Source organism: Pseudomonas sp. NY15181 (genome assembly GCF_048068055.1).
Lineage (GTDB): Bacteria > Pseudomonadota > Gammaproteobacteria > Pseudomonadales > Pseudomonadaceae > Pseudomonas.
This window is the reverse complement of the sequence record NZ_JBLUPT010000005.1, coordinates 125,082-137,081: the sequence shown is the minus strand read 5'-3', so window position 1 is coordinate 137,081 and position 12,000 is coordinate 125,082. Positions and strand designations below refer to the sequence as shown.

Here is a 12,000-nt window from a genome sequence, read left to right as displayed (position 1 = left end):
CTGTTCCGTTTTCGTAAATCGCGTGACGGGTCGTCCCAAGCTGCCGGCGGTGCCTTGTTTGCCCAGGCGCCCTCGGTAGATTGGCCGGCGCTGCGGTCAATCCCGCAGCCGGGTTTGACGGCCCGAACCCATTTGGCGCGATTGCGTTTTTGGACGCATGCGAAAGTGACGAACGCTTTTGCAGGTTGCTTGTGCCCGCGATAAATGATCGCGACGCTCAATGGCAAATCGCGCAGGGAGACCTTCTGAACATAGAGGTCTGCCGGTATCAGTGGGCCGGTCCGTCAACCCCGCGCGGTTTGCCTCCCTTCGATTGACGGCGATGGGGTGCAGCTGCTCCCAATCATTTTTGGAGTACTGCTGATGGACAATGAAGTTCATAAACCCACTGTTTTCACGCGTCACCAACGTTCCCTCCGCGCCCTGATGCTGGAAGACCAGCCCTGGTTCGCCGCGCGCGACCTAGGCGGCCTGATGGGCTGCCCGGCGGAACACTTCATCCAACACCGTCTCGACGCCGACCTTCGGCGACAGGTGCGGCTGCAAACCCACAGCGGCGAGGAAGACACCTGGCTGGTCAGCGAAGCCGGTTTCTTTGCCCTCCTCACCCGCTACCGCCACCCGGAAAACCGTAGCCTGCGCCAGTGGATCACCACCGAAGTCATCCCCGCGCTTCGCGGCCCTACTCTCCCCGCGCAACACCCACGCCGCTCCCTGCTGCGCTGGGAAAGCCGCGACATCGCCCTGCTGGAATGGAATGACCAGTTCTGGGTGCGCTACACGGATGTGCCGCAGCTCCTGCAACTCAAGCCCGCAACACCGCCTCGCACGAAGTGGTGGCATTCGCTGAGATGGCGCGTGGGAGTCTGACCTTCATCAAAACATCCCTCCAGAGTTACTTTCAACGATTGAAAGATAACCCTGGAGGCATTTAAATGACAGTTAATAGCGGGAGGAGTCAGTGCAGAGCAGGGAGCTGATCAAGGAACTGGAGGCAGCAGGATGGACGCTTCAGCGAATTACCGGCAGCCATCACGTATTCACCCACCCCGCCCGCCCTCACTCCGTGCCCGTTCCTCATCCGAAGAAGGACCTCCCCATCGGAACGGTACGGAGCATCAGAAAACGTGCAGGGCTGATCTGAATCGGCGAATGCTCCACGGGAGAAAGACCATGCAATACCCAATCGCCATCGAATGGGGCGACAACGAGACGGCCATCGGCATCCACATCCCGGACATTCCCGGAGCGGTCACGGCTGGCGACACCTATGAGGACGCCTATGCGGCTGCCGTCGAAGTCGCGCATCTGATGCTCGAAGAGATTGCCGGAGCCGGCCAGGAAGTCCCCTTGCCGACCAGCGTCGCGGCTCACCGCAGCCATCCCGACTTCGCGGGTATGGGCTGGGGACTGCTGGAGATCGACATCACCCCGTACCTGGGCAAGACCGAGAAGGTCAACGTGACGCTGCCCGGCTACATCATTCAGCGCATCGACAACCATGTGCGCCTGCACGGCGTGAAAAGCCGCTCGTCCTTCCTGGCCTCCGCCGCACTGGAAAAACTCACTCGCGGCGTATGACAGCTATCGGGCGGGGCACAATCGCCCCGCCATCTCCACCTCACGCCATATGCGGCGTCGAGCGCGCCACCAGCGCCGCCACATCCACCCCGCGCGGCAGGGTGCCGTAGACGCGGCCACCGTCGCTCAGGCGGCTGGCGATGAAGGCGTCGGAGACCGTCGAGTTGCCCGCCTCCAGCAGCAGCTTGGCTTGCAGGGCGACCGCCACGTTCTCGGTGAGCTGGCGGGCGCGGTACTGGATGTCGTGGGTGTCGGCGAAGGACGCCTTGAGGTTGCCAATAAAGGAAGCAAGCCGCGCATCGCCGTGGCCGTCGCCCAGTTCGGCGAACAGTGCGTCGAGCACACCCGGTTCCTTGGACAGCGCGCGCAGCACGTCCAGGCACTGCACGTTGCCCGAGCCTTCCCAGGTGGAGTTGACCGGCGCCTCGCGGTACAGGCGCGGGAGGATGGTGTCTTCGACGTAGCCGGCGCCGCCCAGGCATTCGGCGGCTTCGTTGATCATCGCGGGGGCGCGTTTGCAGATCCAGTATTTGCCCACGGCGGTGACCAGGCGGGCGAACTTGTCTTCCTGCTCGTCGTGCAGGCGATCCAGGGCGCGGCCCATGCGCATCGTCAGCGCCAGCGCGGCTTCGCTCTCCAGGGCGAGGTCGGCCAGCACGTTCTGCATCAGCGGCTGCTCGGCCAGCACGCGGCCGCCGACCTGGCGGTAGGCGCAGTGATGCGCGGCCTGGGTCAGCGCCTGGCGCATCAGGGAGCTGGAGCCGATCATGCAGTCGAAACGGGTCATGGCGACCATTTCGATGATGGTCGGAACGCCGCGGCCTTCCTCGCCGATCATCCAGGCCAGCGCGCCACGGTATTCGACTTCGCTGGAGGCGTTGGACCAGTTGCCCAGCTTGTTCTTCAGGCGCTGGATGTAGAACTCGTTGCGGCTGCCGTCCGGGCGGTGGCGCGGCAGCAGGAAGCAGGTCAGGCCCTTGTCGGTGTAGGCCAGGGTGAGGAAGGCATCGCACATGGGCGCCGAGCAGAACCACTTGTGGCCGACCAGCTCGTACGCCTGGCCCGGTCCGGGCATGCCCACCGGATAGGCGCGGGTGGTGTTGGCGCGCACGTCAGTGCCGCCCTGCTTCTCGGTCATGGCCATGCCGATGGTGGCGCCGGCCTTCTGTTCGATGGGCAGGTTGCGCGGGTCGTACTGGGTGGAGAGGATTTTCGGCAGCCACTTCTCGGCGATGTCCGGCTGCAGGCGCAGGGCGGGCACGCTGGCGAAGGTCATGGTCAGCGGGCAGCCAGTGCCGGCTTCGGCCTGGCTGTGCAAGTAGCTGAGGCCGGCGCGGGCGACCTGGGCGCCGGCGCGCGGGTCGGTCCAGGGCATCGACGGGATGCCGGCTTCGATCGAGGCGCGCATCAGCTCGTGGTAGGCCGGATGGAATTCCACCAGGTCGATGCGGTGGCCGTAGCGGTCGTGGGATTTGAATACCGGCTTGTTCTCGTTGGCCAGGAAGCCCGCCGCCATCAGCGGTCCGCCGGCCAGCGCGCCGTAGGCGTCGAGTTTCTGCTCGGCCCAGCCGCCGTCGAAGCGGCGTACCCATTCCTGCAACGGCACATCGACGCGATAGAGGTTGGCGCCGTCCAGCGGCGGTACCTGGTTGGTCACTTCGTGGGTTTCGGCGTACTGGTGCAGGCTCATGGCTGATCCTCCTTGGCAGGCGTTTGCATAGCGGAAAGGGACGCACCGACGGCGCGCAGGCAGAAATGGACGAGGGCATCGCTGACGTCCGCCAGCGACGCGCCGGGCTGGCCGGCGTCCCGCGCGGCGCGTGCCGGCGGCGACAGCGGCCCAACCAGGGCTTCGGCGATGGCGCCAACCAGGCAGGCGGCGACCAGGTGAACCGGCTGGGCCGGGAATTCGCCCTGGGCGATGCCCTGCTCCAGCAGTTGCACGAACAGCGCCGCGTAGGCTTCGCGGTAGATCAGGCGCTGCTCGTCGACTTCGGGATCGACCGGCTCGGCGATCAGCGCGAAGGCCAGCTGGCGGCTGCCCCAGGCGCGCGCGGCGAATTGGCGCAAGCCGCACTGCAGGCGTTCGGCGGCACGACCGGGAGCGGCCAGTACCTCGGCGAGGGCATCGACTTCACGCTGGCTGGCACTGGAGAAGACTTCGGCGGCCAGCTCGCCCTTGCCGCGGAAGTGCCGATACAGGCTGCCGGTGGCGATGCCGGCGTCTTCAGCCAGGGTCTGCATGGTCAATGCCGCGAATCCGCGGTCGGCGACCCGCATCAACGCCAGTTCGAGGATGCGCTCTCGAACCTCACCATCCTTTTGCAGACGCGCCTGGGTTTGACGGTAGACCATAGTCTGAATCCGGATTCACCTCTTTCAAGCAGTGAATCACGCTTCAGGACTTGGCCAAAGGGGCAAAAGCGCCAGCGGTAGGGCCTATCAGGACAACGCCGCGCAACGTCCAGTCGGGGGTGTCGCTCGGTTCCCGATGCGACTGATGGCAGGGATATTCACCTGCGAGTGCCCACAGCCGCGAATATCGCCGGTATCATGGCAAGTCTTGGTGGAGTCCTGGCGGTGACCATCAAGCGGAGGACGCCGTTCCCGCCGCGCAGCCGAGTCGCCCGATTCAGGCCGCGCCCATCGCCAGGGTCCCGAACCCATCTGCCCGGATGCTCGCCTGCCACGCCAGGTATGCGACACGCCGCAGGTAATCCCATTGAATGAGGCAACCATGGAACAAAAAGACATCGATTGGGGCTCGCTCGGATTCGATTACATCAAGACCGACTTCCGCTACATCTCCCACTGGCGCGATGGTCTGTGGGACGACGGCAAGCTGACCGAGGACAACACCCTGCACATCAGCGAGGGTTCCACGGCGCTGCACTACGGCCAGCAGTGCTTCGAGGGTCTGAAGGCCTACCGTTGCAAGGACGGCTCGATCAACCTGTTCCGCCCTGACCAGAACGCCGCGCGCATGGCGCGCAGCTGCGCCCGCGTGCTGATGCCGCAGGTGTCCGAAGAGCAGTTCATCGACGCCTGCAAGCAGGTCGTCCGCGCCAACGAGCGCTTCATACCCCCGTACGGCTCCGGCGGCGCCCTGTACCTGCGTCCGTTCGTGATCGGCGTGGGCGACAACATCGGCGTGCGTCCGGCTCCGGAGTTCATCTTCTCGGTGTTCTGCATCCCGGTCGGCGCCTACTTCAAGGGCGGCATGAAGCCCCATGACTTCATGATCTCCACCTACGACCGCGCCGCGCCTCAGGGCACCGGCGCCGCCAAGGTCGGTGGCAACTACGCCGCCAGCCTGCTGCCGGGCTCCCAGGCCAAGAAGGCCGGTTTCGCCGACTGCATCTACCTCGACCCGGCCACCCACAGCCGCATCGAGGAAGTGGGTTCGGCCAACTTCTTCGCCATCACCCATGACAACGAGTTCGTCACCCCGCGCTCCAGCTCGGTGCTGCCGGGCATCACCCGTCTGTCGCTGATGGAGCTGGCCGCCCAGCGCCTGGGCCTGAAGGTGATCGAGGGCGACGTGGAGATCAACGATCTGGCGCGCTTCAAGGAAGCCGGCGCCTGCGGTACCGCTGCGGTGATCACCCCGATCGGCGGCATCCAGTACAACGACAAGCTGCACGTGTTCTACAGCCGCGAAGATGTCGGCCCGGTGACCCGTCGTCTCTATGAAGAGCTGACCGGCATCCAGACCGGCGACGTGGAAGGCCCGGAAGGCTGGGTGGTCAAGGTCTGAGCCTGACTCCAAGCCCTCACGAAACGCCCGGCAGATGCCGGGCGTTTTCATTTAAGGCGCGGTAATTTATGCAGGGCTGGGCAGCGCCGGCTGGCACAGCAACCAGTCGTGCAGCAGCGTCTGCAACTCCTCGAACTTCACCGGCTTGGCCAGGTAGTCGCTCATCCCGGCGGCCAGGCAGCGCTCGCGGTCGCCGCTGTGGCTGTGGGCGGTGATGGCCAGCACCGGCAGGTCGGCGCAGCGCGGCAGTGTCCGTAGGGCACGGCAGGTGGCGAAGCCGTCCATCACCGGCATCTGACAGTCGAGCAGCACCGCGTCGACGGCCTCGCGGCGCAGCAACTCGATGGCTTCGGCACCGTTGTCGGCGGTGCGCACGCGGTAGCCGAGCTTGAGCAGCATGCCGCGGATCACCAGTTGGTTGATGGCATTGTCTTCCACCACCAGCACGGTGCACTGGTCCGGACCGCGCAGCGCCTGCCCGCCCGCGCGGCGCGGCGGCGGGGCGATGCTCTGCACCGGCTGGCCGACCTGCAGGATCAGGCTGAAGCAGCTGCCCTTTCCGGGCGTGGATTCGTGGGACAGCTCGCCGCCCAGCAGTGCAACCAGTTTGCGGCACAGTGCCAGGCCGATGCCGAGGCCGCCGTACTCGCGGGTCAGCGAACCGTCGAGCTGATAGAAACGCTGGTAGAGCGAACCGTCCGACGGCGTGGTGAAGCCGATCCCGCTGTCCTGGACCTCCAGGCGCAACGCGAGCCCTTCCGCGTTGGGCACACCGCTGACGCGCAGGCTGACGCCGCCGTGGTGGGTGAACTTGATGGCGTTGTCGATCAGGTAGCCCAGCGCCTGGGCCAGCTTGCCGGCGTCGCCTTCGAGGGTATCGGGCAGGCTCTCGTCCAGTTGCAGCACGAAGCGCAGGCCGCGCTCCTCGGCACGCGGCGCGTACTGGGCGCGCAGGCCGTCGCACAGGCCGCGCAGGCTGAACGGCTCGCGGCGCGGGTAGAGCTTGCCGGCCTGCAGTTCGATCAGCGCGAGGATGTCGTTGACCATGCGCATCATGTCCCGCGCCGAGCCATTGGCGGTCTTGTGGTACTGGGCCAGCTCGATGTCCATCGGCACCGTCTGCATCAGTTCCAGCGAGCCGATCACCCCGCTCATCGGCGTGCGCAGTTCGTGGGTGACGGTGGCGAGGAACTCGTCCTTCAGGCGGTTGCTGCTGGCCAGTTCCAGGTTCAGTTGCTCCAGCTTGCGGCTGGTCTCCTGGAGGATGCGGGTGCGCTCCTCCTTCATGGCATTGATGCGGTCAGCCAGCGCCAGCGACAGCAGGCCCACCTCCAGCGCCGAACCGATCTGGCTGGCGTACATGGTGAGGAAGACGTTGGGCAGGAGCCCCAGCACCATCAGCGTGTTGACCACGCCGCCGAGCAGGAAGGCGCTCCAGGCGAAGATGAAGTAGCGCGCCACGCGCATGCCGCGCAGCCAGGCGAGGATGCCGGCGGTGAAGATCACCACGGTGAAGGCCAGCGCCAGGTAGGTGGCCAGGCGAAGGGCGACGGCGTAGCTGACGGTCAGCGCCAGGGTCATCACCAGCGCCCCCACCGCCATCAGCACCAGCAGCAGGCGGTCGATCCACAGGCTGTGCTCGCGGGTATGCAGGAAGCTGCGGGCGAACTGGCAGCCGAACAGGCCGGCCGAACCGATCAGGAAGGGCGTGGCGGCGTTGGCCCACCAGGGGCTGTTGGGCCAGAAGTATTCGATGCCGGCGCCGTTGACCGAGATCTGGTAGAAGCCGAACGAGGCTATATAGAGGATGTAATAGAGGTAGCTGGTGTCGCGGACGCTCAGGTAGATGAACAGGTTGTAGATCAGCATCACCAGCAATACGCCGTAGATGATGCCCAGCACGTAGATGCGCCCCGGCTGCTCCTCCAGATAGGCCTTGGGCGACCAGAGCGTCAGCGGCGCCTGGATCGAACCCTGGCTTTCCAGGCGCAGGTACACCCGCAGCGGTTTGCCGGGTTCCAGCTTGAGGTCGAACAGGTAGTTGTTCTGGCGGATCGGCCGGCTGGCGAATGGCAGGGTGTCGCCGGTGCGTTGTGCCAGCTGGAAGCCGCCCTTGCCATCGGGCAGGTAGAGGTCGAGCTTGTCCAGCGGCGGGTAGGCCAGTTCCAGCAGCCAGTTGGCGGGGTCACGGGAAGCCCGGGGCTGGTAGTCGAGGTCCAGGCGCAGCCAGAACACCGAACGCGAGTAGCCGGCGTTGAGCACGTCGCGCTCGTGCCGACGGAAGCTGGCGGCCAGCGCCGGAGAACTGATCTCCGAGATATCGGCCGTGCCGCGCACATCTTCGAAGACATCCATTGCCCGGCCCAGGGGCAATTGCCCGACATGCTCGTCGAAGCTGATGGCGCTCGCCACTGGCGAGAGGATGAGAAGGATCAGGAAGATCAGCCAATGCCGCATGGTGCCCCGCAGTGCCGCCGACAGTCGCGCCGGGAGCCCCATCTCCCGCTTCGGCGCGCCGTAGAGGCGTTGTGTTGGAATCGGCGAACTCTAGCACAGGCCTTGTGCCACGTGGCATTCGACCCTCCGGCCAGGGTTTGGCCGGGCGATGCGGATCGGACCGTTCGGTCAGCTCAAGGCCACGTTTTGGTGATAAGCTCCCGCGCCATGAAAACGCCAACCTCCCGTCCCGTAGTGCTCTGCCTGTCCGGCCACGACCCCAGTGGCGGCGCCGGCCTGCAAGCCGATATCGAAGCCCTGATCGCCCAAGGCTGCCACGCGGCACCCACCGTCACCGCGCTGACCGTTCAGGATACCGTCAACGTTTCCGACTTCCGCGTGCTCGACCGCGAGTGGGTGCTGGCCCAGGCCAACGCCGTGATTGCCGACGTGCCGGTGGCGGCGGTCAAGCTGGGCATGCTCGGCTCGGTGCAGATGGTCGACACGGTCGTCGAGATCATGCAGTCCCTGCCGGGTGTGCCGCTGGTCTGCGATCCGGTACTGCGCGCCGGCGGCGGTGGTTCGCTGGGCAAGGATGATGTTGGCTACGCCATGCGCGAGCGGCTGCTGCCGATCGCCGCCATCGCCACGCCGAACCTGCCCGAAGCGCGCATCCTCGCCGAGCTGCCCGAAGGCACGGCGGACGAGTGCGCGGAAAAGCTGCTGCCTCATATCCAGCACCTGCTGATCACCGGCGGCCACGGCGACGAGTCCGAAGTGCACAACCGTCTGTACACCCGCGACGGCCAGCGCCACACCTTCACCTGCCAACGCCTGCCGGGCAGCTACCACGGCTCCGGCTGCACCCTGGCGAGCACCCTCGCCGGCCGCCTGGCCCTGGGCGAGGAACTGGTGAGCGCGGTGCGCAGCGCCCTGGACTACACCTGGCGCACCCTGCGCGACGCGGAAGCGCCCGGCCACGGCCAGTACGTGCCGCGCCGCCTGCCGCTGGACTATTGCAACTGATTCAACCGTTCCAATGATCGAGGCCTTGATGAAACTGCGCGGACTCTACGCCATCACCGACAGCCAGCTGCTCGACGGCGGCCGCCTGCTGCCCTACGTCGAAGCGGCCCTGAAAGGCGGCGCGAAACTGCTGCAGTACCGCGACAAGTCCGACGACGCCTCGCGCCGCCTGCGTGAAGCCGAGGCCCTGCGCGAACTCTGCGCGCGCTACGGCGCCACGCTGCTGATCAACGACGACGCCGAACTGGCGGCGCGCCTGGGCGTCAGCGTGCACCTGGGCCAGACCGACGGCTCGCTGGCCGCCGCCCGCGCCTTGCTCGGCCGCAATGCCGTGATCGGCGGCACCTGCCACGCCAGCCTCGAACTGGCCGAGCAGGCCATCACCGAAGGCGCCAGCTACGTCGCCTTCGGTCGCTTCTTCAACTCCCAGACCAAGCCAGGCGCTCCGGCCGCCAGCGTCGAACTGCTGGAACAGGCCAAGGCCCGCTTCAACGTGCCGCTGGTGGCCATCGGCGGCGTGACCCTGGACAACGCGCCCGAGCTGATCGCCCGCGGCGCCGACATGATCGCCGTGATCCACGCGCTGTTCGCCGCCGACTCCCCGGCCGAAGTCGAACAACGCGCCCGCGCCTTCAGCCAACTCTTCGAAACCCGCTGAGCGCCCACGCGCCCGGCACTTCACAGCTTCGCGAGGTACACCATGTCCCGTTCCGAAACGCTTTTCGCCAATGCCCAGAAACACATCCCCGGTGGCGTGAACTCGCCGGTGCGCGCGTTCAAGAGCGTCGGCGGCACCCCGCTGTTCTTCAAGCACGCGGAAGGCGCCTACGTGGTGGACGAGGATGACAAGCGCTACGTCGACTACGTCGGCTCCTGGGGCCCGATGATCCTCGGCCACAGCCACCCGGACGTGCTCGACGCGGTGCGCAAGCAGCTCGACCACGGCCTGTCCTACGGCGCGCCGACCGCGCTGGAAGTGGAAATGGCCGACCTGGTCTGCTCCCTGGTTCCGTCCATGGACATGGTGCGCATGGTCAGCTCCGGCACCGAAGCCACCATGAGCGCCATCCGCCTGGCCCGTGGCTATACCGGCCGCGACAGCATCATCAAGTTCGAAGGCTGCTACCACGGCCACTCCGACAGCCTGCTGGTGAAAGCCGGCTCCGGCGCCCTGACCTTCGGCGTGCCGAACTCCCCCGGCGTGCCGGCGGCCTTCGCCAAGCACACCCTGACCCTGCCGTTCAACGACATCGCCGCGGTGGAGAAGACCCTGGGCGAAGTCGGCAAGGAAGTGGCGTGCATCATCGTCGAACCGGTCGCCGGCAACATGAACTGCGTGCCGCCGGCCCCGGGCTTCCTCGAAGGCCTTCGCAGCCTGTGCGACAAGCACGGCGTGGTGCTGATCTTCGACGAAGTGATGACCGGCTTCCGTGTTGCCCTGGGCGGCGCCCAGGCCCACTACGGCATCACCCCGGACCTGTCGACCTTTGGCAAGATCATCGGCGGCGGCATGCCGGTGGGCGCCTTCGGCGGCAAGCGCGAGATCATGGAGCAGATTTCCCCGCTCGGCCCGGTCTACCAGGCCGGCACCCTGTCGGGCAACCCGCTGGCCATGGCCGCCGGCCTGACCACCCTGCGCCTGATCAGCCGCCCGGGCTTCCACGACGAGCTGACCACCTACACCACCCGCATGCTGCAAGGCCTGCAGGAGCGCGCCGACGCCGCCGGCGTGCCCTTCGTGACCACCCAGGCGGGCGCCGCCATGTTCGGCCTGTACTTCACCGGCGCCGACGACATCGTCACCTTCGAGGACGTGATGGGCAGCGACGTGGAACGCTTCAAGCGCTTCTTCCACCTGATGCTGGACGCCGGCGTGTACCTGGCTCCGAGCGCCTTCGAGGCCGGCTTCACCTCCATCGCCCACGGCGAAGCCGAGCTGAAGCTGACCCTGGACGCCGCCGAGCGCGCCTTCGCCGCGCTCAAGTAAGCCCCAGTGAAGGCGCCCGAACGGGCGCCTTCCGCTTTATCCCCGCGTTACACTCCTCCTCACTGTTCTTACCGCCGCTGCAGAAAAAACAGAAAAGAAGGTAAAGACTTTGTAAGGAAGCGCCCGCTTATTTCATAATGTGAAAGCCGGCGCGTTTCGCTGGCCGGGCTTTGCCCGCCCCGATTCTGGAGGCCGCTGTTCCCCATGTACCGCACCGGTCGTACCCTGCTACTGGGTTGCCTGTTGCTCGCCTTCCCCCTGTTGACCCAGGCGGGCGGTAACTCGCTGCTGATTCCGGCGACCGGCCGCTGCGTCCTCAACACCGTGCCCGAACAGCTGCAACAGGCACTGGCCAGCTGCCAGCAGGCAGCCAATGGCGGTGATGCGCAAGCACAGTACGAGCTGGGTGAGTTCTACTACACCGGCGACCTTGCCCCGCGCGACTTCCAGGCCGCGCTGCACTGGTTCGAGAAGGCATCGCTGCAAGGCCACGCCAATGCCCAGTTGCGCCTGGGCACCATGTTCTTCCGTGGCGAAGGGGTGAAGGCCAACAACGTGCAGGCCTACATCGTGCTGAAGATGGCTGCGGTGAACGGTGCCGAAGACGCCATGGACAGCGCCGACCTGGTCGCCGAGCAGATGAACAAGGACGAGCTGGACATCGCCACCAAGGTGCTCGGGCAGATCTTCCGCAACTACCTGATCGAACTGCAGACCGCCGGCAACTCGCCGTTCTCGCCGCTACCCTGATTCACGCCAGCTCTTTGTAGGAGCGAGCTTGCTCGCGAACAGGGCCATACGGCTGATTTCGGTACTGGGCGGTTGGCGAGCAAGAACCAGGCGTCCCCCTCGCTCCTACAGAAGAGCTGAGCCTCAGCTGTCCTTGCCCGGCATTGGCATGGGGAACGGCATGACATTGCCACTCACCTTGGCCTCGCTGATCTTCGCGGTGCCCAGGCGCTCCACCTCGTCGATGCGGATGATCGAGTGCAGCGGCACGAAGCTGCGGATGACGCCGTCGAACTGCGCCTTCAGCTTTTCCTCGCTGGGGTCCACCACCACCTGGGTGCGCTCGCCGAAGACGAACTCCTCGATCTCCAGAAAGCCCCACAGATCGCTCTGGTAGATCTGTTTGGCGTACATCTCGTACACCTGGCCCTGGTTGAGGAAGACCACCTTGTAGATCGGGTTCTCGCGCTTGCTCATGAACGAA

At 66.0% G+C, this 12,000-nt stretch carries 12 protein-coding genes; 8 read left to right on the top strand and 4 right to left on the bottom strand.

The window, feature by feature from the left end; genetic code table 11:
- Positions 1-363 precede the first annotated feature (363 nt).
- The 3 genes from ACNFBT_RS14345 (at position 364) to ACNFBT_RS14335 (ending at position 1,581) form a co-directional block, all read left to right on the top strand.
- The gene (locus tag ACNFBT_RS14345; protein ID WP_416750318.1) at positions 364-870 is read left to right on the top strand and encodes a Bro-N domain-containing protein; all 507 of its coding nucleotides are present in this window, start codon (positions 364-366) and stop codon (positions 868-870) included.
- A gap of 91 nt (positions 871-961) precedes the next feature.
- Positions 962-1,144, top strand: coding sequence for a type II toxin-antitoxin system HicA family toxin (locus ACNFBT_RS14340; RefSeq protein ID WP_416750316.1), 183 nt, complete (start codon positions 962-964; stop codon positions 1,142-1,144).
- Between the two features lie 29 nt (positions 1,145-1,173).
- A complete protein-coding gene (locus ACNFBT_RS14335; protein WP_416750315.1) occupies positions 1,174-1,581 on the top strand; it encodes a type II toxin-antitoxin system HicB family antitoxin in 408 nt (135 codons plus the stop codon).
- Between the two features lie 40 nt (positions 1,582-1,621).
- Here ACNFBT_RS14335 and ACNFBT_RS14330 read toward each other — a convergent pair whose 3' ends face one another.
- On the bottom strand, positions 1,622-3,271 hold the full coding sequence (locus tag ACNFBT_RS14330; protein ID WP_416750313.1) for an acyl-CoA dehydrogenase family protein: 1,650 nt from the start codon (positions 3,269-3,271) through the stop codon (positions 1,622-1,624).
- Positions 3,268-3,936, bottom strand: a complete 669-nt coding sequence (locus ACNFBT_RS14325; RefSeq protein ID WP_416750311.1) for a TetR/AcrR family transcriptional regulator — start codon at positions 3,934-3,936, stop codon at positions 3,268-3,270. Before ACNFBT_RS14325 ends, ACNFBT_RS14330 begins: the two co-directional genes overlap by 4 nt.
- Positions 3,937-4,318: 382 nt before the next feature.
- Here ACNFBT_RS14325 and ACNFBT_RS14320 point away from each other — a divergent pair, with 382 nt between their 5' ends.
- A complete protein-coding gene (locus ACNFBT_RS14320) occupies positions 4,319-5,338 on the top strand; it encodes a branched-chain amino acid aminotransferase (RefSeq protein WP_416750309.1) in 1,020 nt (339 codons plus the stop codon).
- A 66-nt stretch (positions 5,339-5,404) separates the two neighbouring features.
- Here the strand turns inward: ACNFBT_RS14320 and ACNFBT_RS14315 are convergent, their stop codons facing one another.
- The gene (locus tag ACNFBT_RS14315) at positions 5,405-7,795 is read right to left on the bottom strand and encodes a 7TM diverse intracellular signaling domain-containing protein (RefSeq protein ID WP_416750307.1); all 2,391 of its coding nucleotides are present in this window, start codon (positions 7,793-7,795) and stop codon (positions 5,405-5,407) included.
- A gap of 207 nt (positions 7,796-8,002) precedes the next feature.
- Between ACNFBT_RS14315 and ACNFBT_RS14310 the strand changes: the two genes are divergently transcribed.
- The 4 genes from ACNFBT_RS14310 to ACNFBT_RS14295 all read left to right on the top strand — a co-directional run bounded on the left by ACNFBT_RS14310 (position 8,003) and on the right by ACNFBT_RS14295 (position 11,537).
- A complete protein-coding gene (locus tag ACNFBT_RS14310) occupies positions 8,003-8,800 on the top strand; it encodes a hydroxymethylpyrimidine/phosphomethylpyrimidine kinase (RefSeq protein WP_416750305.1) in 798 nt (265 codons plus the stop codon).
- A gap of 28 nt (positions 8,801-8,828) precedes the next feature.
- The gene (gene thiE, locus ACNFBT_RS14305; RefSeq protein ID WP_416750303.1) at positions 8,829-9,458 is read left to right on the top strand and encodes a thiamine phosphate synthase; all 630 of its coding nucleotides are present in this window, start codon (positions 8,829-8,831) and stop codon (positions 9,456-9,458) included.
- 42 nt (positions 9,459-9,500) lie between these two features.
- A complete protein-coding gene (gene hemL, locus ACNFBT_RS14300) occupies positions 9,501-10,787 on the top strand; it encodes a glutamate-1-semialdehyde 2,1-aminomutase (RefSeq protein ID WP_416750301.1) in 1,287 nt (428 codons plus the stop codon).
- Positions 10,788-10,991: 204 nt separating this feature from the next.
- Complete coding sequence (locus ACNFBT_RS14295) at positions 10,992-11,537, top strand: tetratricopeptide repeat protein (RefSeq protein WP_207884645.1); 546 nt, start codon at positions 10,992-10,994, stop codon at positions 11,535-11,537.
- Between the two features lie 123 nt (positions 11,538-11,660).
- Here ACNFBT_RS14295 and ACNFBT_RS14290 read toward each other — a convergent pair whose 3' ends face one another.
- Positions 11,661-11,993, bottom strand: coding sequence for a DUF1820 family protein (locus ACNFBT_RS14290; RefSeq protein ID WP_416750299.1), 333 nt, complete (start codon positions 11,991-11,993; stop codon positions 11,661-11,663).
- Positions 11,994-12,000: the final 7 nt, after the last annotated feature.

Excerpts from the sequence above, each read along its gene's own strand:
- ACNFBT_RS14310 (WP_416750305.1), top strand. The coding sequence starts at position 8,003 with ATGAAAACGCCAACCTCCCGTCCCGTAGTGCTCTGCCTGTCCGGCCAC.
- ACNFBT_RS14290 (WP_416750299.1), bottom strand. The coding sequence starts at position 11,993 with ATGAGCAAGCGCGAGAACCCGATCTACAAGGTGGTCTTCCTCAACCAG.
- ACNFBT_RS14320 (WP_416750309.1), top strand. The coding sequence starts at position 4,319 with ATGGAACAAAAAGACATCGATTGGGGCTCGCTCGGATTCGATTACATC.
- ACNFBT_RS14295 (WP_207884645.1), top strand. The coding sequence starts at position 10,992 with ATGTACCGCACCGGTCGTACCCTGCTACTGGGTTGCCTGTTGCTCGCC.
- ACNFBT_RS14335 (WP_416750315.1), top strand. The coding sequence starts at position 1,174 with ATGCAATACCCAATCGCCATCGAATGGGGCGACAACGAGACGGCCATC.
- ACNFBT_RS14325 (WP_416750311.1), bottom strand. The coding sequence starts at position 3,936 with ATGGTCTACCGTCAAACCCAGGCGCGTCTGCAAAAGGATGGTGAGGTT.
- hemL (WP_416750301.1), top strand. The coding sequence starts at position 9,501 with ATGTCCCGTTCCGAAACGCTTTTCGCCAATGCCCAGAAACACATCCCC.
- ACNFBT_RS14345 (WP_416750318.1), top strand. The coding sequence starts at position 364 with ATGGACAATGAAGTTCATAAACCCACTGTTTTCACGCGTCACCAACGT.
- thiE (WP_416750303.1), top strand. The coding sequence starts at position 8,829 with ATGAAACTGCGCGGACTCTACGCCATCACCGACAGCCAGCTGCTCGAC.
- ACNFBT_RS14330 (WP_416750313.1), bottom strand. The coding sequence starts at position 3,271 with ATGAGCCTGCACCAGTACGCCGAAACCCACGAAGTGACCAACCAGGTA.
- ACNFBT_RS14315 (WP_416750307.1), bottom strand. The coding sequence starts at position 7,795 with ATGCGGCATTGGCTGATCTTCCTGATCCTTCTCATCCTCTCGCCAGTG.